Raw genomic sequence first — 19472 nt, forward strand, 5'->3', positions numbered from 1 at the left:
TAGTCCAGAGACGAGAGTTTTTTATTATACTAAAGGAGGCCACTAATTATGGCTAATGAAATGGAACATATTGTTAATCATTGTAAACACAGAGGATTTGTATTCCAAGGCTCAGAAATCTATGGCGGACTCGCTAACACTTGGGATTACGGCCCTTTAGGAGTAGAGCTAAAAAAGAACTTAAAAGATGCTTGGTGGAAGAAATTTGTCCAGGAATCGCCATACAATGTAGGACTAGACGCTGCCATTTTAATGAATCCAAAAACATGGGAAGCATCAGGTCATCTAGGGAATTTCAACGACCCAATGATCGACTGTAAAGATTGTAAAACGCGTCATCGCGCCGACCACTTAATTGAGACTCACCTTGAGGCGAAAGGTGCCGAACGTGTTGTGGACGGGCTTCCTTTTGATGAACTGGAAAAAATGATCGCAGATGAAGAAATCACATGTCCAAATTGTGGTTCCACCAATTTCACTGAAATCCGCCAGTTCAACTTGATGTTCAAAACACACCAAGGTGTAACGGAAGATAGTTCAGATGAGATTTACATGCGCCCAGAAACAGCTCAAGGGATCTTTGTAAACTTTAAAAATGTGCAACGCACGATGCGAAAAAAACTGCCATTTGGAATTGCTCAAATCGGAAAAAGTTTCCGTAACGAAATCACACCAGGAAATTTCATTTTCCGTACTCGAGAATTCGAACAAATGGAAATGGAGTTCTTCTGTAAACCAGGAGAAGAAATCGAATGGTATGATTATTGGCTAAATTATTGCCATAACTGGTTACTCAACTTAGGACTTACCGAAGATAAAATTCGCCGTCGTGTCCATGATGACGATGAATTATCCCATTACAGTAATGCTACTACAGACTTAGAATACCAATTCCCATTTGGTTGGGGAGAATTATGGGGTGTCGCATCACGTACCGACTTTGACCTGAAACAACACGCAGAACATAGCGGGGAAGATATGGAATATATTGATCAGCAAACAAATGAACGTTATGTACCTTATGTTATTGAACCTGCATTAGGTGCTGATCGTCTAGCCTTATCTTTCTTAACTGACGCTTATGAGGAAGAAGAACTTGAAGATGGATCAACACGTACGGTGATGCACTTCCACCCAGCTGTTGCTCCTTATAAAGCTGCAGTCTTTCCACTGTCGAAAAAATTATCGGAAGAAGCTCAAGAAGTATTCCAAGATTTAGCAGGCGAGTTCATGGTTGACTATGACGAAGCTGGTTCGATCGGTAAACGCTACCGTCGCCATGACGAAATCGGAACACCATATTGCATCACGTACGATTTTGATTCTAAAGACGACGGACAAGTCACTGTTCGTAATCGCGACACAATGGAACAGAATCGTATGCCTATCAGCGAACTAAAAGGCTTTTTAAGAGATAAAATTCAATACTAAAGTAAATCCTCCCACCAAATAGGATGGGAGGATTATTTTATAACAAATAATCAATCATTGATGTCGCAATTGTAAAGTAAATTAACAGTCCTAAAATATCGTTAATCGTCGTAATAAATGGACCAGATGCTACGGCTGGATCAATCTTAAACTTATTAATAATGAGGGGAATAAACGAGCCGATCACAGTTGCAATACTTAATGATAAGAAAATAGAAGTACCTACAACACCTGCGAGGATTAAGTTTTGTTCATAGAAAATCACAATCAACAATGCTAAAGTAGTAGCACTTCCAACCCCAATCATCATTCCCGCAAACAATTCCCTCCGAAGAACTTTCCAAATATCTTTTCGTTCAAAAGAACCAATTGCCAAGTTACGCACCATCACTGCTAATGACTGGGTTCCCGTATTCCCTGCTGAGTCCATAATCAAAGGAATAAATGCTGCCAATAAAACAATTTGCTCAAGCGTTTCTTCAAATTGACCAATCACCTCAGCCGTTATCAAACCTAAGAACATCAGCATAACGATCCAAGGAGCTCGCTTTTTCGCTGCGTCAATTGCACTCATGTTCGGATCCGTGGCACCACGAGTAGCCGAGATTTCCCCGATATCCTCTGTCATTTCTTCTTCAATTACATCTAAAATATCATCGACAGTAATAATCCCAACAAGCTCATCATCATCTTTCACTACTGGAGCTGCGAGAAAATCATATTTTTGGATTAGGCGCGCCACTTCTTCTTGGTCTTGGGAAACATGAACCGAAACAACACGGTCACTCATGATTTCAGAGATCGTTTGTGCCGGATCGCTAGTGATTAAATCTCTTAATGAAATTACCCCTGTTAATTTTCCGGCTTCATCTGTTACATATAAATAATAAATCGTTTCGGCATCAGGACCTTCTTCTCTTAGTCGTTCCATCACCTTACTGATTGTCTCTGTTGTTTTTAATGAAATATACTCTGTAGCCATTAAAGAACCAGCAGATTCAAATTCATATTCAAGAATCTGCTTCACGCGAGAAGCCATTTTCGCATCCATTTCATTCAACACAGAAACGACCTGACTTTCTTCCAGGTCATTTAAAAAATCAGAAACATCATCAGAAGCCATTTCATTTAACGTTGCAATCCACTGCTCCCGGTTCATCTCTTGCATCATTTGAATTTGTTCTTCTTGCTTTAACCCTTGAAATATATTCGCTAACTGCTTAGCTGTTAAATACTTATAAACCATTTTGCGCATTTGAGGCGAGTCTAAATTTTGAAACCATTCGACTCGATCTTGAATATGGAGAGCCATCAACGATTCTCTAAAAGCATCCTCTTTCTCATGACCCAGGTACTCATTCAATTGATTAAATTGATTTTGCTTATTTAATTTGCGCATCATGTTGTGTAAACCCTCCTTGGCTACCATTTCGTGATGGACTAGTTATTTAGATTGATTGCGACAGGCGATTGAGCTTTCTGACAGTTGATTGGAGCCTGCTAACGGTTGATTGGGCTTCCTGACGGTTGATTGGAACCCGCTAACGGTTGATTGGGCTTCCTGACGGTTGATTGGAACCCGCTAACGGTCGATTGGGCTTCCTGACGGTCGATAGGAGCCCGCTGACGGTTGATTGGGCTTCCTCACGGTTGATTGCAGCCCGCTGACGGTTGATTGAGCTTTCTCACGGTCGATTGCAGCTCGCTAACAGTTGATTGGGCTTCCTCACGGTTGATTGGAGCCTGCTAACGGTTGATTAGACTTCCTGACGGTTGATTGGAACCCGCTAACGGCTGATTGGGCTTCCTGACGGCCGATTGGAGCCTGCTAACGGCTGATTGGACTTCCTGACGGTTGATTGGAACCCGCTTTTCATAATCCAGTTTCATTTACGAATTAAAAAATCCACAGAGAAATCTGCGGAGAAATGATCATACTTCCTATTCAAAAAAGCATTCTTTTCAATAAGGAGAAAAGAATGCTTGATTAATAAGCTTCAGAAAAAGCATTTCCTCCAATCGTTTGAGCTTTAGCACTGTATGGCATAGGAAAAATTCCAGCTACATTAAAAACTACCTTATGTCGATAGTCCCTGCTGACCCATTGGCGTCTTTGGACGTTTTTGGGCAGTAGCGTTTCTCCAAACAGGAGCCTCACCTAACGAGGATTATTTGATTTGTTATTTTTAATGATAAAAAATATGTTACTATTTGTCAATTTAATTGAATAGGATGAGTGATCCTCCGACGATAAAACAATAAATAGCGAAATAAATTAATCTGCCATTTGTAACTACATGTATAAATACTTTAATTGCAAACACGGAGACGACCAAAGCAACCACAAAGGAAGCAAGGTATAACCACATTGTCTCAGGGTTCATTACGCCTGCTGATACGTCTTCTAATGTAAAAATCATACTACCAAATCCGACTGGAATGGATAAGAAAAAGGAATATTTCAAGGCAACTTCAGGTTCGATTTTTCTAGCAAGGGCAGCGACTAGCGTAGCTCCTGAACGACTAATGCCTGGCGCTAAAGCTGCTGCTTGCGCAAAACCTACGATGACAGCATCCGTAATCGTGATGTCACCCTCTTCTTTATCCCCGTTCAAATTACGTACAAGCCATAAAAGAATTCCCGTTATAATTAAGGCAAATCCAACTATAGCGATTGCAGTAAGGGAACCACCGATAAAGTCAGCAAACAAACCACCAATGACAACTGCTGGAATCGTCCCAACAATCACAAGGAGGGTGAGTCTCACCGAAGCTTTCCCCTCTTGCCCTTTTGTTTTAATATAGGCAATTAATCCTCTAACAATTTCACTGATATCAGATTTATAGACTATAAAAACGGCTAAAAGCGAAGCGAAGTTCAAAAATACTTCAACATGAAGATCCGGAACCGCTAAATCGAAATAGTGTTGGGCGATTCGAAGATGTCCACTTGATGAAATCGGTAGAGGTTCTGTTAAACCTTGTACCAAACCGAGAATGATATAGTGAAAAAATGCTATAATAGTTTCCATAGATGTCTCCTACTTGTTTATTATCTTCAGTAATTGTAAACGGTGTATGGAAATTGTCAATAATGGAGTGACTAAATTGCGTGAACATTCTTTAACTATTCTAGCTATTGCAATCGGGGCAATATGTGGCACGTTACTTCGATACGCGATGTACATAAATATAACGACGGCTGCTTTTCCTTTAGACACTCTACTAGAAAATTTACTAGGGAGCTTCATATTAGGAGCCTTAACAGCCTATTTCCTATTTAAAAATTTTCCTACTTGGCTAAAAGCTGGTTTGGGAATTGGATTTTGTGGTGGTTTTACAACCATGTCAACACTTGCTCAAGACGCTGTTACATTACTTCAACAAGGTGAAATGTTTATTTTTCTATCGTATATTCTGCTCAGTGCTGCGGGCGGAATTGCTTTAGCGTTTTTCGGATATAAAATCGTCGAAAATAAACTTGCCCCTAAGGAGGAAACAAACTAATGGACATACTTTTTATTGCCTTAGGTGGAGCAGTGGGTGCGATTGCGAGATTTTATATTGGAATATTTCTTAAAAGAGATCAACACCAATTTCCACTTGCTATACTTCTCATCAATTTAATCGGTGCATTAGGACTTGGCGTGTTTCTTAGTTTATATACTTATGAAAACACTACAGCGACTGTCATATCAGTTGGTTTCTTTGGCGCATTCACAACCTTCTCTACTTTTAGTATGGAAGCATTGAATTTAATAAAAGCAAAACGACTAACTCATTTTATCTGGTATGTTGGGTTAAGTATAGTTGGAGCAATAGCACTATTCGCATTTGGATTTTATCTATTCCAATAAAAAGGAATTAAACGCGAAAGTCTAGAAATTGGTTAAGAGGAAGTTTTTTTAATAGGTGGAGGTGTACAAATGAGTGAAGACCCGGAAAGACAAAGGGAAAGATTGCGACAACAAGAGTTAAAAGATAATCCTCTTGGAAATCTGAATGATGCTTCTAACCGCGCCAGTACCGGCAGCCTTGTGGACTTAGTGAATAGCTTAGGCTGGAAGGGAACAATCATTCTTATGCTTGTGCTAGCAATTGGTGGAATGGTAGCTTTATATTTCACGAATTAAAATATGTATTCAGGTATAAAAATCCGTTTGCCGGCATAGGGGAATCTGATTCCGGCGAAGCAACTCCTGATGCGGGCGGAGGGTCCACTTATTCGGGTGAAAGATTTAATTTGCGGGTGGAGAACTCCGTATGCCGGCATAGCCTTACATAATTAGTATAAAAAAAGACTAAGCATTTTCTAATATGCTTAGTCTCTTCCATCATTTATTTCTCTTCTTCATGAATGCGATCTAATACAAGTTCATAAGCATCATTGCCGTAATTTAGGCAACGCTTCACGCGAGATATTGTCGCTGTAGAAGCGCTCGTTTCTTCTTCGATGCGTTGATACGTATGGCCTTCACGTAGCATTCTTGCTACATCTAGACGTTGCGCCAATGCTTGAATTTCGTTGACTGTTGCTGCATCATCGAAAAATCGATAACATTCTTCTACGTCTTTAAGAGATAAGATTGCTTCAAATAACTGATCCAATTCTCTTCCTCTTAATTTATCAATTTGCATGTTGGTTCCTCCTTCTTATTCGTATGTAACCATTTCAGAAAGCCCTGGAGAAGTAGGAATCACATTAATCCATGTTTGTCCTTTTACGAGTGGTGCTTCTTCCCCGTCGATATATGGTTTCATGACACCGTCCGTTGCGCGCCACTGAATTTCTTGGACTACTCCATTTTGAATTAAATAGCCATTTCCTTCTGATTCAATATCAATTTCTCTTCTTCCTTCATCATCGATTACACGATGCCCTGTTTCATAGATTAACACATTTTCTACCATCAATGGTTCTTCTGTATTCAAGTCTCTAGAAACTTCTCCATCACTTGAACGAAGATAGGAGTTCTCCTCTTCATCATAACTATAAGAAACTTGGTTATACGTTCCATAAGTTAACTCAATTTCCGTTGCGGAATCTCCTTCCACTGTGTCACCTTCATTTAAGAAGTTATAATTATAAAACTCTTCTTGTTCTGTTTGAATATCATTACGGTTGGCTACTTCATAAGCATTTTCTAAATACGCGTAAGAATTATGAGGAGCTTGTCTAAATGATTCACGTTTGAATAAAAATTGATCATCGTCGTAATATGCTCCGTTTAAATTATCTACCCAGCCAGCTCTGATTTGGTCTTCAATAAAATCAGCAGCACCATGATAAACATAGATGGCACCATGTGCTTTAGCTGTCTCAATGTAGTATGATCTCGCGCTTCTTACCGGGCCGACAACTTCAGGAATATCACTATGAAATAACGCTACGAGCCGTGTGATATTTCCTTCTGCCAAAAATTCATACACAACATCTGCTCTAGTCAATCCTGTTTGAGGTCGCGCACTTTTATGATTATTAATTTGTACAGCAAGGACTCTGTGATCAACGACTTCATTCGTACCTTCCCCGGTTAGAGGATACATCTCACTAGGTACTTCATTCGTTTGTTCCTCTTCTTCATCCGGCTCCGTTTCTTCCTCCACCGCATCTTCTTCCTCTACTTCCTCTTCTACTTCCGGCTCCTCTTCCTCAGCCGCTTCTTCGTCATTACAAGCCACCAAAATCATGGAGAAAGCCAGTAATACGGTTAAAACTAACCACCATTTCCTCATCTCATAGACCACCCTTAATTTTACTTTTTATCTATCTTCTATTTTAACGCATAACGGACGGAAAGAGTATCTCCTTTTTCTTCACATCCATTAATCCTTTTGGGGTCAATCTGATATATGGTAAATGTGTGGAAGATAGAAATAATAATGTATAAACAGGATCTTGAAAACGATAACCAAAATCGATTAAAACTTGCTGAAGCTTCTCTTCTTGACCGATTAACTTTTCCATGGAGATATCTGTCATAGCTCCCTTAAGAGGAAGTGGTAATTCATAGATAATTTTCCCTTGATGTGCCAAAACAATCCCTCCACCCATTTCCTTCATTCGATTAAAAGCAAGCTTCATATCACCTTTTCTTTTTCCGATTAAAATAAAATCGCCTGTATTGGAATACGTACTTACCATTCCACCAAGTTGCGTCGTGAAACCTTTGATATAGCTTGAAATACGCCATTTCCCTTCCCGGTCGAGTAATAAAGCAAATGCTTCATCATGTGTTTCAGAAAGTTGGTCGGTATGTGATTCTAATTTAACAGGATAAGGCTTTAATATAACGTCATTTTGCATTTCCATCCCAATTGGTGTAGAAAAAGTAAAATCCGCTTCTTTCAACTCCCACACGATATTTAGAGGTTTTAAGTCAGTTTTTTCAAAGTCAACTTGCTTTGATTCCTCGTGCACTGGTTGATTTTTATATCTAGTCCATTTTCCTTTCGCAAGAACAGCTTCTGGGAATGGATTTGTTTGCTCACTTAGAAAATTAATATGAGCGACACGACCAGGGGCAATACTACCAATCCTCTCCCGCAATCCAAAGTAAGTCGCTGGATTTATAGTTGCCATTCTGTAGGCATCTACCACTGGCACTCCCAGTTCTAATGCGATTTGAATAAGCGGTTCGATTACACCACTTTTATAAAAAGATGGGGTTGATCCGTCCGTTGTATAGAACAGGTAGTCCCAGTTTTTAATCTCATGTGATAGAAGACTTTTTATAATTTCAGACAAATCCGATCGAATGGAAGAATTTCTTAACCCCGCATAATATCCTATGCGAATTCTTTTTAAAACATCCTCCCCCGAAATCGATTCGTGATCCCCGTCTGTCCCTAATAATTTCATTTTCGTTAAAGTATTTTCCGATGCACCTGGAAAATGACCTTCCACCACTTTACGAAGTCTTCTTGTTTCTTGCATCCAATGAAGACCTCGTTCGTCATCTTTTAAGATATCCGGCCAACTCGTAAGCTCGCCACCTTGAATCACAGCATCATGGTTTAACCATTCCAACACTGCCGCTTCATCGACTCGTTCATCTTCATCACGAAGTTCTGATTGAGAATCAAACCTAGCCCACCAAAAGATCGAAGCTGGATGACACTGCATTTCATCTAGAAAAGAAAACGCTTTCTTATTTCTTAATAATAAAAACAAAATTAAATTATCATTCACTAACGTGGTTGTACCTCTTGTTACTGCATATTCTGCTAAAGTTTGGGGATTATAAAGCTGGAATGGATGCGCATGAGGTTCCACATAGCCGGGTACTAAAAAATAATCCGTACAATCAACCACTTCAGTAGAGGATTGAACTTCAGGCAAACGATCACCGACATATACAATTCGGTCCTCATAAATCCATATATTCGCACGTTCCCATTCTCGCATGTACACATTTAAATATGTAGCATTTTTCAAAAGCTTGGTCGGAGCTAACTGATTCTCAACCACAGACACATGTTCTCGAAGTTGGCGATTTCTCCAACGGTATAAATTTTCATTCATCATCTAGCCCCCAATCGACTGAATCAAGTAGTTATGTAAAATTTTAATACATTAAAGATGTGAAAGGAAGAGAAAAAATGGAAAATCAAAATATCGGCGTAGTTAATGCTATGATCCGAATCACATGCGGTTTTGTTTTACTAGTATTCTCCGCATTAAAAATTAGTCGTCGCCCCTGGAAACAAAAATACTGGCTCGCCTTAATCCTAGCAGCAACCAAAATAGCAGAAGGCATCGTTAAATACTGCCCAGTCACAAGCATGGTCGAAAAACAACTAGGACATCGATTGCAATTCACACTTAAAAAAGAAGAATAAAGACGATCAGAACCTACCTGACTATAGTTGGGTAGGTTTTATTTTATGTATGCGGGAGGGTATTAAGATAAATTTTGGTTACTGAACTTAGCGGGGGGATATCCAATTTAATTTTGACTTACCCAACTTAGCGGAGGGATTTCCAACTTGATTTTGACTTATCCAACTTACGAGAGGGATATCAGACTTAATTTAACTTTATCAAACTTTACGAGAGTGATATCAGACTTAATTTAACTTTATCAAACTTTACGAGAGAGATATCAGACTTAATTTAACTTTATCCAACTTTACGAGAGAGATATCAGACTTAATTTTGGCTTATCCAACTTCCTAAATCAGCCTTTGTTACAGCATATCAGCTTTCATTTCAATATATCAGCGGTCACCCACACTTATCAGCCTTCATCCAATTATATCAGCGCTCACCTGCACTTATCAGCCTTCATCCAATTATATCAGCGGTCACCCGCACTTATCAGCCTTCATCCAATTATATCAGCGCTCACCTGCACTTATCAGCCTTCATCCAATTATATCAACGCTGACTCAAATTTAGCAGTCCCCACAACTCACAACCTCTCCCCTCTCACTCCGCCCACCCAACATTTCATGCAGCAACCACACCATCTTATGTAACCAAACTTCCATCTCATGCAAAATTCGAAAAACGCTTCAGCAATATATGCAAAAATATGGTTAACTAAAATGGAAGGGGGAATCGCATTGAAAATTAATGTAGACATTGATGAATCCTATGAAGATGAAACGACGGTTACTATCCGCGCTAAAAAATGGACTCAAGACATTGATGCACTGATGAAAAATATTCAAAAGTCACATCCGAAAAGAGTCATTGGCGAATTGGAAGATCAGTCGGTGCTTCTTCAACCAGAAGAAATTGAATACTTTTATGCAGAAGGAAGAAAAATATATGCAGTTATAAACTCTCAGAAATATGAAGTCCATATGAAGCTTTATGAAGTAGAAGAACAACTTGAAGCAAGTGGTTTTATTCGGTTTTCCAAATCGGTAATCGGTAATATAAATCAATTATCTCGTTTTGAAGCTAGTTTTCGCGGGACTCTTTGTGTCTACTTTCTTTCAGGTAATAAAGAGTATGTGTCTAAAAAGTATGTGAACGTATTAAAAAAGGCTTTAGAAGGAGGGAACTTACATGATATTTGAAGCTATTCGACGAGGTTTTTTTGGGATTTCGTTCGCGGGTATCTTAACATTTATCGCGTTAACTATTATAGTTGTTCAAAATGCTGATGTGACACTATCTGAAGTTTGGTTAAATTTTGCGGGAAGTATTTTGATCGGGATTTATTTTGGAGTAGCATCCTTACTATTTGACTTAGAAGAATGGTCCACGATGAAGCAGACAGTCATTCACTTTTCTCTATCTGTTACATTCTTTTTGCTGATTGCATTATTTATGACAGGTTGGGTTCCTTTAGATCCAGTAGAAATAGCTATAAGTATAACCATTTTCGTAGTGATCTATATTTTATTCTACACATTTTCGTACCTATACTTTAAACAGCAGGAAAAAAGTTTAAATAAATCTATCAATAAATCATAAAAAATCCCCTCTTAACCAATAAGAGGGGATCACTTTTATTCTTCTATTTTAATTGCTTCAAATACAATCTCCTGATGAGAAATCTCAGGCTCTTTCTTCCCTTTAATCTCTTGGAATACCGGCTTCTCATTTCTGCGCACGGGTTGATATCCCTCTTCTTCCATCGCTTTTAAGCAAGCTTCAACAGAAGGGTAATCACTGACCATGAACTTTTTCTTCTTCACGCTGTAATCGACTTCCTTTCACTTTTTTCACCCAGAACCCTCCGTGAATTTGACGAGGCTCGTAAGCGATGATAAATGCTTTCGGGTCAATTTCTTTAATTTGTTCATATAATAGCACTTCGTATTTTCTTGGAGTTAGAACCTGTATAGCTAGTCGGTCACCCTCCATTCCATAAGCATACCAACTCGTTACACCATAACCTTTATTTCTTAATGTTTCTGTAAACGGAATACTTGGATCAGAAGAAATGACGTTTACAGTTATGTAACCAATCGCCAATTTCTCTTCAATCTTCATTCCAGTAATTACTCCGATCCCGAACCCTAATGCATATGCAACTAGATTCTGGATTTGGTCTAAGTTATCTAACACTAAACCTAAACCTAATGTGTAAGCCGTGATTTCAAAAACACCTACTGTTGCCGCTATATACCGCTTTCCTTTTAAAGTGAATATCAAACGAACAGTTAATAACGATACATAAACGATATTTACACATAGGATAATTAACAACATAACTATTCCAGATTCTAACATGGTGGCCTCCTTACTTTCTTCTAAATCACATTTGGAACATCACCATTTCTGCCTACATATCCTAGAAGTGAAAGATAGGTGAAAACTATGTTCAACCTTCAAAAATTAGATCATTTCAAAGACAATATGGATCAATTTTTTGGTCAGCCTTTTTGGGATGAGTTTGAAAGTATTCTAAATCCGAATCTTCCAGCTGTCAATGTTTTTCGAAAAGAATACGAGATTATCGTTGCATGTTTAATCCCGAATCTCAAAAATTTAAAATCTATCACTTGTACAATTCAAGATTATTCCATTTTACTTACTGGAGAGATCAGATTGCAACCAAAAGGCTTTGAAACCATCCAAGAAGAAATAATACAAGGAAGCTTCAACCGGACGATTGAGCTTCCCTGTAAAGTACGAACAGACCAGAAGAATGCCTATTACCAACAAGGCATTCTTTGGATTGAATTGTATAAAGACGTTCAGGCACTTGAAAAAAATTCAAATGTAAAAATAGCTAATCAAGATTCAACTAAGAAATTATTCTGGGATGAACATGAAGTAAAGAATAAAGACTACAAATAGAACGTACATGGATGGGTGGATCTCTTTACCGCGCCCCTTAACAAGCATCGTGATTGGATAGAAAATGAAGCCTACTGCTATCCCAGTTGCGATGCTGTATGTTAATGGCATTGCTATTACTGTTAAAAATGCAGGTACAGCAATTTCGAATTTATCCCATTCAATATGACGTAAATTCGCTGCCATAAGAATCCCGACGATGATTAAAGCGGGAGCTGTTACCTCAGATGTAACTACCCCCAATAAAGGCGAGAAGAATAAGGCGAGTAAAAAGAGCGCCGCAGTGACCAAGGAGGCAAACCCTGTTCGAGCACCTGCACTCACCCCTGTTGTCGATTCAATATAAGATGTTGTTGTAGAAGTACCAAAAGCTGCACCTGCTACCGTTGCTGCTGAATCTGAGAATAATGCACGGTTTGCACGTGGAAGTTTACCTTCTTTCATCATTCCACCTTGTGTTGCTACTGCTACAAGTGTACCAGCTGTATCAAAGAAGTCGACAAATAAGAATGTCAGAATAACTACTAAAAGTTGCAAAGTGAAGATTTCACCAAAATTCGCAAATGCGGCACCAAAAGTAGGCTCTAGACTTGGTACCGTGCTTACCACGTCATTCATACCTGATGGAGGGCTGATTAAACCAAATAACATCCCTGTAACGGCAGTAATGATCATACCGTAAAACACGCCACCTCTTAATCCAAGTGTTAGCAAAATAACCGTTGCAACCACACCAAATATTGCAAGAAGTGTATAAGCGTTCGTAACGTCCCCGAGTGTTAAGAATGTTGCAGGATCCGCCTCAATAATTCCTACATTCGTTAAACCAATAAAAGCGATAAAAATACCAATACCTGCACCAACGGCAAGCTTTAAATTATTTGGAATAGCATTAATAACTTTTTGTCGAATACCAGTTAATGTTAATACAATAAAAATAAGACCAGAAGCTAACACACCAGCTAATGCAGTTTCCCAAGGAATTCCCCACTGTAAAACAACCGTATAAGCGAAGAACGCGTTTAACCCCATACCAGGTGCTAGTGCAATTGGATATCTTGCAATTAAGCCCATTATAATTGTACCTACAGCCGCTGCAAGAGCAGTTGCTACAAATACCGCTTCTGGGTCCATTCTAGTCACACCAGCAGGCAATTCTTCCACATCCATCAAAGTTAAAACAGATGGATTCACGAATAAAATATAAGCCATTGCTAAGAATGTTGTAATTCCACCAATAATTTCTCTACGATAATTCGTTCCTAATTCCTCAAACTGAAAATACTTCTTCATGATTGTCCTCCCCCATTTCTTGAAACGTTGACTGATCAAATAATCAGCTCTTTTATTAAACAAAAAAAGCACTCTTGCATGAAACAAGAGTACCTACGAGGAGAATTGCATATACTTCACACATTTAAATAAAGTACATACAATCACTCGTAGTCGGATTATTTACGGTAATCCGGTAGAAACTCATGGGCCATATCCCCAACATTATACAAGTGTTTCAAGTGATTTTATTTTTAATTACACTAACACTCTAACTATTTTCACTAAAATAGTCAAGAACGTTCGGAAAATATTTTATCCATCAATTTATTCCAAAGCTCGACAACTTCTTCATGAGACGCGCGAACATCCTCTTCCCGGTACACATACCGCTCATAAATTCTTGTCATTTTCGTCATATCTCCATTACCTAGGCGACGGTCCACTTTCTTCGCAAATTCACCTAACGTCTGCCCAGATTCATGGTATAAACCTTTCTTATTTAACGCTCTGATTAACGTATCATAGGCTTTAGGGAAGGACTCCAACTGACGGTCACGCTTCAATTGTCTTTCTCTATATTTCCGAACAATATGCATACGATACTTCAGGACTACAAACGTAGTCACTAAAATAACTAACACAATTCCTATCCACTGAAGAATCGAAAGACCTCCATCCGATCCAGAACCAACGCCTGTCGAGTCATCTGCGTCTGTGTCCTCTGTTTCTTCTCCTTGGTCTGGTTCAGGTGCTTCCGATTCATCGGAAGCGTCTAATGTATCATCTGTTTCTCCGTCCATTAAATCATCAACATCTTCGCCAGTGCTAATACTTGCCTCATTGGAGAAGCCAATTGTCGGCTCAAATGGAACCCAGCCAACATCATCAAAATAAACTTCTACCCAGGAATGGGCATTGTTGTTTTGGATTTCATAAACATTCGACCCAGCGTCAGGGAGTGCATCTTGATCTGGTGCAGACTCCCCACCAGTAAACCCTTTTACCCATCGTGCTGGTATATCTAGTTCCCTTAATAAAACGACCATCGACGTCGAAAAGTTATCACAATATCCTCTTTGGGTTTCGAATAAAAATTGATCGACATAATCTTCATCTTCTTCCGGCCTGGGAACATCTTCTGTTTCATAAACGAAATCACCGTTTTCAAAATACTCTTCGATCGCCATCGCCTGATCATAACGATTATCATCGACATCCGCTACAATCTCTTCCGCTAATTCGCCCACTCGATCAGGTAAAGAATCTGGGTTATTCAAATAAGGAGAATCTTGTTCGGTTTCTGAGCTGGTTGGTACTTCCCGCATTGCGTTTTGCGGGAAACTAGGAAAATCAGAGTACATATAATAAGGTTCAGAGGCAACCACTCGCTCCCCCTCAAATAGGGAAAACAGTTCTCCTGTTCTAGAGCTATATTCGTGCGTAACATTTCCTTCAGGCACAATTTGTATGGTTCCATATAAATATGGAATTTTATCTAGATTACCTGGATTTTCAAATTTTAAAGTTGTTTCACGACTATTAAACTCCACGGACTCTCCATAATATTCTAATCCACTAATGTTCGCATCGGCCCCCGTATACTGATACTCATCACTGGAACGCACCCACCCTTTACCGGTGTAAACATCCTTTGTTTCTACTTTCCAGTAATGCGAATTGTTAACTTCCGCATAAAAGACCGTTGTCGGATCCGCAGTGAAGCCACCACCAAGTTGTTCATCATTCACACCATAACCAACTCGGTTCGTACCAGCACCGCCACCGCCAGCTCCAAAACTACTCTCTGCTGCCCCCTCTAAGAAAGGAACAGGATCTGGCCATTGCGGGTCATACTTTGGCGCAGCATAACCTATTCCTGCACTAATAATCACTACAGCCAATATTGGAGCGAGCCATTTCGTAACAGAGTTTAACACAGGTACATTCAAGCGCTCGCGATCAATGATTCGATGTAAATTCGCGAGACCTAAAATAATTATACTAATGACAAAAGTACGTATAATCCCATTCGTCCCGTCCATTGCAGTAAACGTATCTAACAAAGTGATATAAACGATTGTTAGTAGAACAAAAGGAAATGGACGCTTCACAATGACAAACCAGTAGTATAACAAATAGCTAAGCATCCATAGTAAAACTAAAAATAACAGCGTTCGAAAAGATGGAGTCAAGGCGTCCCAATTCTGTCCCCATAACTCCCCGATATTTCCACGAATGTCCTCAAATACAAGTCCAATCCACTCCAAAGACAATAGTGGCAAATCATAAAACAAAGCATGCATGACAAAAAAGACACCAAATAACTTTAGTATCACTGTTAGCCAAGTAGGTATGTAGATTAGCGTTAACAAAAAGCAATACACCACAAAGATAAAGAAGATTTGTGCATTCCCCGTATCTGTCACTTGCTCTAGTGGATAGATCCACTCGAGCATCAACAACATAGCACCTACGTATAAGATTACATCCATCCATTGGTTTGCGTGTTCTGACCTCAAACGCATTACGCGTTCACCTCAATGTATTTCTTCGTCAAATTATCTTCATTTAACCAAATCAACTTCACACCAGAACGTTTCAGTCTGTCCATCCACTCTTTTTGTTCTGTTGATAAAAGCTCCTTACTAGAAACCAGATAAACTTCGACTTCAATATTAGATTGATTGATTAATAGTAAACTATCATGCATTTCCTTTGTTAAGAAATGACTAACGACAATTAAATTTTGATCTTTAGATAAGTGAAAGGCTTCCCTTTGTAACTGTTGATAAAAGGAACTCCCCTCCACCATTTGTATACTAGCTAACAAGGAAACAACCCGTTCTTTCACTTGTGGATTTCTCCCAAGTTCAATAGCTTCTCGACCAGCACCTAGAATGACAAAATTCACATTCCCATGTGTTCGGATCGACGTTTCTAATAGGGCATGCGTTAATTCCACTGTTGCTTCGAATGCTAACCAATCCTTCTGGGACTGCTTGATTCCGTTAAATATAATCGTTAAATCTTTATGTTTTTCCTCTTCAAACTCCTTTGTGACTAGTTTCTGTTTGCGAGCAGTTGTTTTCCAATCTACCCAAGACACCTGATCTCCCGGTGCATAATCCCGAATCCCCGATACTACTGTTGTATGGTTTGCTTTCACGGAATAGGCAGATTGCTGCCCGTCTTCAAAAGTAGAACGTTCTTGATTAATTTGCATTTTCACTTCACCAGGTTCAACAAAGATCTCCGTCGGAACCTGATACACTCGTTTTTTCTTTACTAACCCGAATGCGTCACCAGTGGATAGGTATGTTTGACGGAAATAGTGCTTCCCTCTAGGAACAGCTGGGACCTCATAAGTATAGGTTATTCTTCTTTTAAACCACGGAAAGATAACCGCTTTATTTAAATCACGATTTTTAAGCATATGAGGTTGTTTAAGGAAATTGTACTTATGATGTCTTGTATCACTCCAGTCCATTGTTTCAGGTAACTCATCTTCTATAATCAAATAAAACAACGGATACGGAAGCCTTCTTTTTATTTCAATTGTTACTTGTACATTACTACCAGCACTTGCATACGTACTAGATAACGCACGGTTGATTTTCAATGCTTTTATAGGAAAGAAAAACATCGAAAACGAATAGATCAAAATTGGTAAGAAACCATAAAATAAAAACCAACTTACAAATCCACCTTGAAACATCGCATACGAAAACAACGTTCCCAACAAAAGAACAACAAATAGAATTCTTAATATATACGTAACAGAACGTAGCATATTAACCTCTTTCTACCGGCACAACCGTCTTTTTAATAACATCTTCTAATACAGAAGGTGCACTCTCTCCTTGGAATTTCGCTTCTGAATTCAATAATAAACGGTGGGACAAAACGTGGGGGGCTAAATACTTCACATCATCAGGAAGAAGATAATCTCTTCCTTGAATATAAGCATACGCTTGGGCTGCTTTCATTAAAGCAATCGAAGCACGCGGACTTGCACCTAATTGGATCAACGAGTGTTTACGTGTATTGGAAACAATTTCTACGATGTAACGTTTAATTGAATCACTTACATGAATCTCTTTCACTTGGCGTTGACGCTCCATCAATTCTTCCTTGCTCATCACAGAAGTAAGCGTATCAATTGGATGACCAGCAGAGGTTCGATCAAGCATTACCATTTCCTCTTGTTTCGCAGGATACCCCATGTGTAACTTTAATAAGAATCTGTCCAACTGAGCTTCCGGTAATGGATAAGTCCCTTCATATTCGATCGGATTTTGAGTAGCCATGACAAAAAACGGTCGACTTAAAGCCATCGTCATGCCATCTACTGTAATATGACTTTCTTCCATACTTTCTAATAAAGCTGACTGCGTTTTAGGAGACGTACGATTGATTTCATCAGCTAGCACAATATTCCCCATGATAGGACCAGGTCTGAATTCAAATTCCATATTTTTTTGATTATAAACAGAAACTCCAGTCACATCTGAAGGTAATAAATCAGGTGTAAATTGCACGCGTTTGAAATCTAAATCCAAAGACTTCGCAAGTGCCCTAACAAGCATCGTTTTCCCTACTCCAGGTACATCCTCTAAAAGCACATGTCCACCTGCAAATAAGGCCACTAAAGTTAATTCAATCGCATCCCTTTTACCGACCATCACACGTTCCATATTTTCAAACAGTTGATCTAGCTTAGACTGTTGGTTCATCATTTGCTGGGTCATCCAAATACCTCCTAAATTGTCATAACTTTTTGTCTTATTTAATCATACTATAAAAAGCAGTAAAGTTGGATAATTTAAGACTAATTTCGCCTTAGTCCTTTCGATTTTTTGGTTCTGGTATGTCATAACCAAGTGCTCGCATATTTTGACGGTAATTCCTACAGTCTTCTTTAAAGCAATTTGGCTTAAAATCTTTTGGCAAACCATCTTTAAACTTTTCATAACAAAAACAACGCTCCATGGAATTCTCCTTTTTAAGAATAGATCAATGCCTGTTTGACCGGGGATATAACAGGGTAACAGACTATGTATACACTTTATACAATATTATGCTATTATTATTATACATTCAACAGAAAAGAGTGAAGACGATGTACAACATAAAAGCCGTAGCCAACATGCTAGATATGCCTACTGTTACCATCCGCGCTTGGGAAAAAAGGTACGAAGCTATTTCACCACAGCGAACAGAATCCGGACATCGTCTCTATTCAGAAGAAGATGTACATGATTTAATTTGGATTAAAAAACAAGTAGATCAAGGCATTAAAGTTAGCCAAGCAGTTAGTCTCTTAAAAGAAGAAAAAAAATCACGCAAGGAACCTATACAAATAGCTTCCGCATCATCATACGAACAACAACAACAAGTTCTTTATCAAGCAATAGTAAGAAGTGACGAAGAAGAGATCCAACAGACACTCGACTTATTTTTCGCCCAATTCCACCATAAAGAAGTATTCTTTTCGATTATTGCACCTGTCATGAAGCGAGTTGGAGAAGCATGGGCACGTAAAGAATTGTCGGTCGCACATGAACATATGATTACCCAAATCATTCATCAGCGTTTCCACCATTTTTTCCGAGTGTTCCCGACGAAAAAGCACCTTCCACAAGTGATGGCATTATGCCCACGTAACGAAGAACATCAATTAGGCTTATTGCTTTTTTCATTAGTATTACGCGAAAATGGCTGCCCAGTCGTTTATCTCGGTTCCAACACCCCATATGAGGGATTGGAAGAACTACTGATGACTCAACAGATTCAAGTCGTGTGTTTCTCAACTACAAGTGAAGAAACACACGCGGAAATCAAAGAATACGTCGAACGCATGAAAGCGGTGAACCCACTATTAAAATTTGTTATAGGCGGCGCAGGAAGCAAACAAGGTGAGAAAATCGAAGGCGTTACCTACTTAGATGAATCACATCAATCTTGGGATCATTGGCTAGAGTCACTTATTTAATATGTACCTGTC

Annotated in this window: 21 protein-coding genes and 2 riboswitches; of the genes, 9 read left to right on the plus strand and 12 right to left on the minus strand. The window is 39.0% G+C overall.

The window, feature by feature from the left end:
- Positions 1–48 precede the first annotated feature (48 nt).
- Positions 49–1431, plus strand: coding sequence for a glycine--tRNA ligase (locus G532_RS0105770; RefSeq protein WP_027963944.1), 1383 nt, complete (start codon positions 49–51; stop codon positions 1429–1431).
- 37 nt (positions 1432–1468) lie between these two features.
- Here the strand turns inward: G532_RS0105770 and mgtE are convergent, their stop codons facing one another.
- Together mgtE and G532_RS0105780 are read right to left on the minus strand one after the other, a co-directional pair.
- Complete coding sequence (gene mgtE / locus G532_RS0105775) at positions 1469–2833, minus strand: magnesium transporter (protein WP_342662647.1); 1365 nt, start codon at positions 2831–2833, stop codon at positions 1469–1471.
- A 604-nt stretch (positions 2834–3437) separates the two neighbouring features.
- Positions 3438–3604, minus strand: a riboswitch (M-box (ykoK) riboswitch).
- 46 nt (positions 3605–3650) lie between these two features.
- Positions 3651–4463, minus strand: coding sequence for an undecaprenyl-diphosphate phosphatase (locus G532_RS0105780; RefSeq protein WP_027963946.1), 813 nt, complete (start codon positions 4461–4463; stop codon positions 3651–3653).
- 76 nt (positions 4464–4539) lie between these two features.
- On the opposite strand from G532_RS0105780, the gene G532_RS0105785 reads away from it, so the two are divergent.
- The 3 genes from G532_RS0105785 to G532_RS0105795 all read left to right on the plus strand — a co-directional run bounded on the left by G532_RS0105785 (position 4540) and on the right by G532_RS0105795 (position 5564).
- Positions 4540–4938 carry a fluoride efflux transporter FluC gene (locus G532_RS0105785; RefSeq protein ID WP_027963947.1) on the plus strand — a complete coding sequence of 133 codons (399 nt, stop codon included), beginning with the start codon at positions 4540–4542 and terminating at the stop codon, positions 4936–4938.
- Positions 4938–5288 carry a fluoride efflux transporter CrcB gene (crcB, locus tag G532_RS0105790; RefSeq protein WP_027963948.1) on the plus strand — a complete coding sequence of 117 codons (351 nt, stop codon included), beginning with the start codon at positions 4938–4940 and terminating at the stop codon, positions 5286–5288. The genes G532_RS0105785 and crcB overlap by 1 nt, the downstream gene beginning before the upstream one ends.
- Positions 5289–5357: 69 nt before the next feature.
- A complete protein-coding gene (locus tag G532_RS0105795) occupies positions 5358–5564 on the plus strand; it encodes a DUF6366 family protein (protein WP_027963949.1) in 207 nt (68 codons plus the stop codon).
- A 205-nt stretch (positions 5565–5769) separates the two neighbouring features.
- On the opposite strand, the gene G532_RS0105800 is transcribed toward G532_RS0105795, so the two are convergent.
- From G532_RS0105800 to G532_RS0105810, 3 genes are read right to left on the minus strand one after another with little or no spacing between them, the layout of a single operon-like run.
- Positions 5770–6069: a YerC/YecD family TrpR-related protein gene (locus G532_RS0105800; protein ID WP_027963950.1), complete on the minus strand. Its 300-nt coding sequence runs from the start codon at positions 6067–6069 to the stop codon at positions 5770–5772.
- A gap of 15 nt (positions 6070–6084) precedes the next feature.
- Positions 6085–7167: a DUF3048 domain-containing protein gene (locus G532_RS0105805; protein ID WP_027963951.1), complete on the minus strand. Its 1083-nt coding sequence runs from the start codon at positions 7165–7167 to the stop codon at positions 6085–6087.
- Between the two features lie 43 nt (positions 7168–7210).
- Positions 7211–8956, minus strand: a complete 1746-nt coding sequence (locus G532_RS0105810) for an adenine deaminase C-terminal domain-containing protein (protein WP_027963952.1) — start codon at positions 8954–8956, stop codon at positions 7211–7213.
- Positions 8957–9033: 77 nt separating this feature from the next.
- Here G532_RS0105810 and G532_RS0105815 point away from each other — a divergent pair, with 77 nt between their 5' ends.
- The 3 genes from G532_RS0105815 (at position 9034) to G532_RS0105825 (ending at position 10861) form a co-directional block, all read left to right on the plus strand.
- Positions 9034–9273 carry a YgaP family membrane protein gene (locus G532_RS0105815; protein WP_027963953.1) on the plus strand — a complete coding sequence of 80 codons (240 nt, stop codon included), beginning with the start codon at positions 9034–9036 and terminating at the stop codon, positions 9271–9273.
- Positions 9274–9999: 726 nt separating this feature from the next.
- Positions 10000–10461, plus strand: coding sequence for a LytTR family DNA-binding domain-containing protein (locus tag G532_RS0105820; RefSeq protein WP_027963954.1), 462 nt, complete (start codon positions 10000–10002; stop codon positions 10459–10461).
- Positions 10451–10861 (plus strand): DUF3021 domain-containing protein, encoded by a 411-nt coding sequence (locus G532_RS0105825; RefSeq protein WP_027963955.1) that lies wholly within the window; start codon positions 10451–10453, stop codon positions 10859–10861. The genes G532_RS0105820 and G532_RS0105825 overlap by 11 nt, the downstream gene beginning before the upstream one ends.
- A 35-nt stretch (positions 10862–10896) precedes the next feature.
- Here G532_RS0105825 and G532_RS15820 read toward each other — a convergent pair whose 3' ends face one another.
- A complete protein-coding gene (locus G532_RS15820) occupies positions 10897–11067 on the minus strand; it encodes an NETI motif-containing protein (protein ID WP_084500579.1) in 171 nt (56 codons plus the stop codon).
- The gene (locus G532_RS0105835) at positions 11057–11623 is read right to left on the minus strand and encodes a DUF2179 domain-containing protein (RefSeq protein ID WP_027963956.1); all 567 of its coding nucleotides are present in this window, start codon (positions 11621–11623) and stop codon (positions 11057–11059) included. Before G532_RS0105835 ends, G532_RS15820 begins: the two co-directional genes overlap by 11 nt.
- Positions 11624–11710: 87 nt before the next feature.
- On the opposite strand from G532_RS0105835, the gene G532_RS14855 reads away from it, so the two are divergent.
- Positions 11711–12193, plus strand: coding sequence for an Hsp20 family protein (locus G532_RS14855; protein WP_051189078.1), 483 nt, complete (start codon positions 11711–11713; stop codon positions 12191–12193).
- Here the strand turns inward: G532_RS14855 and G532_RS0105845 are convergent.
- The 5 genes from G532_RS0105845 to G532_RS16025 all read right to left on the minus strand — a co-directional run bounded on the left by G532_RS0105845 (position 12149) and on the right by G532_RS16025 (position 18457).
- Positions 12149–13486, minus strand: coding sequence for an NCS2 family permease (locus tag G532_RS0105845; protein ID WP_027963957.1), 1338 nt, complete (start codon positions 13484–13486; stop codon positions 12149–12151). The genes G532_RS14855 and G532_RS0105845 overlap by 45 nt on opposite strands.
- A gap of 130 nt (positions 13487–13616) precedes the next feature.
- Positions 13617–13718, minus strand: a riboswitch (purine riboswitch).
- 40 nt (positions 13719–13758) lie between these two features.
- Positions 13759–15993 carry a DUF4129 domain-containing transglutaminase family protein gene (locus tag G532_RS0105850; RefSeq protein WP_027963958.1) on the minus strand — a complete coding sequence of 745 codons (2235 nt, stop codon included), beginning with the start codon at positions 15991–15993 and terminating at the stop codon, positions 13759–13761.
- Entirely contained in the window at positions 15993–17258 is a 1266-nt protein-coding gene (locus G532_RS14860) for a DUF58 domain-containing protein (protein ID WP_051189079.1), read from the minus strand. Before G532_RS14860 ends, G532_RS0105850 begins: the two co-directional genes overlap by 1 nt.
- 1 nt (position 17259) lies before the next feature.
- Positions 17260–18216, minus strand: coding sequence for an AAA family ATPase (locus tag G532_RS0105860; RefSeq protein ID WP_027963959.1), 957 nt, complete (start codon positions 18214–18216; stop codon positions 17260–17262).
- Positions 18217–18307: 91 nt separating this feature from the next.
- On the minus strand, positions 18308–18457 hold the full coding sequence (locus G532_RS16025) for a hypothetical protein (protein ID WP_156882548.1): 150 nt from the start codon (positions 18455–18457) through the stop codon (positions 18308–18310).
- A 130-nt stretch (positions 18458–18587) separates the two neighbouring features.
- Here G532_RS16025 and G532_RS0105870 point away from each other — a divergent pair, with 130 nt between their 5' ends.
- Entirely contained in the window at positions 18588–19460 is an 873-nt protein-coding gene (locus tag G532_RS0105870; protein WP_027963960.1) for a MerR family transcriptional regulator, read from the plus strand.
- Positions 19461–19472: the final 12 nt, after the last annotated feature.

Origin of the sequence: Halalkalibacillus halophilus DSM 18494 (assembly GCF_000423105.1) — a bacterium.
GTDB classification, from domain to species: domain Bacteria; phylum Bacillota; class Bacilli; order Bacillales; family Alkalibacillaceae; genus Halalkalibacillus; species Halalkalibacillus halophilus.

Bases quoted from the DNA above. Each gene is read 5' to 3' on its own strand.
- G532_RS0105770 (WP_027963944.1), top strand. From the start codon at position 49: ATGGCTAATGAAATGGAACATATTGTTAATCATTGTAAACACAGAGGA.
- G532_RS0105800 (WP_027963950.1), bottom strand. From the start codon at position 6,069: ATGCAAATTGATAAATTAAGAGGAAGAGAATTGGATCAGTTATTTGAA.
- G532_RS0105850 (WP_027963958.1), bottom strand. From the start codon at position 15,993: ATGCGTTTGAGGTCAGAACACGCAAACCAATGGATGGATGTAATCTTA.
- G532_RS0105845 (WP_027963957.1), bottom strand. From the start codon at position 13,486: ATGAAGAAGTATTTTCAGTTTGAGGAATTAGGAACGAATTATCGTAGA.
- G532_RS0105835 (WP_027963956.1), bottom strand. From the start codon at position 11,623: ATGTTAGAATCTGGAATAGTTATGTTGTTAATTATCCTATGTGTAAAT.
- G532_RS15820 (WP_084500579.1), bottom strand. From the start codon at position 11,067: ATGGTCAGTGATTACCCTTCTGTTGAAGCTTGCTTAAAAGCGATGGAA.
- crcB (WP_027963948.1), top strand. From the start codon at position 4,938: ATGGACATACTTTTTATTGCCTTAGGTGGAGCAGTGGGTGCGATTGCG.
- G532_RS0105780 (WP_027963946.1), bottom strand. From the start codon at position 4,463: ATGGAAACTATTATAGCATTTTTTCACTATATCATTCTCGGTTTGGTA.
- G532_RS0105815 (WP_027963953.1), top strand. From the start codon at position 9,034: ATGGAAAATCAAAATATCGGCGTAGTTAATGCTATGATCCGAATCACA.
- G532_RS0105860 (WP_027963959.1), bottom strand. From the start codon at position 18,216: ATGACCCAGCAAATGATGAACCAACAGTCTAAGCTAGATCAACTGTTT.
- G532_RS0105795 (WP_027963949.1), top strand. From the start codon at position 5,358: ATGAGTGAAGACCCGGAAAGACAAAGGGAAAGATTGCGACAACAAGAG.
- G532_RS14860 (WP_051189079.1), bottom strand. From the start codon at position 17,258: ATGCTACGTTCTGTTACGTATATATTAAGAATTCTATTTGTTGTTCTT.
- G532_RS0105805 (WP_027963951.1), bottom strand. From the start codon at position 7,167: ATGAGGAAATGGTGGTTAGTTTTAACCGTATTACTGGCTTTCTCCATG.
- G532_RS16025 (WP_156882548.1), bottom strand. From the start codon at position 18,457: ATGGAGCGTTGTTTTTGTTATGAAAAGTTTAAAGATGGTTTGCCAAAA.
- G532_RS0105825 (WP_027963955.1), top strand. From the start codon at position 10,451: ATGATATTTGAAGCTATTCGACGAGGTTTTTTTGGGATTTCGTTCGCG.
- G532_RS14855 (WP_051189078.1), top strand. From the start codon at position 11,711: ATGTTCAACCTTCAAAAATTAGATCATTTCAAAGACAATATGGATCAA.
- G532_RS0105810 (WP_027963952.1), bottom strand. From the start codon at position 8,956: ATGAATGAAAATTTATACCGTTGGAGAAATCGCCAACTTCGAGAACAT.
- mgtE (WP_342662647.1), bottom strand. From the start codon at position 2,833: ATGATGCGCAAATTAAATAAGCAAAATCAATTTAATCAATTGAATGAG.
- G532_RS0105870 (WP_027963960.1), top strand. From the start codon at position 18,588: ATGTACAACATAAAAGCCGTAGCCAACATGCTAGATATGCCTACTGTT.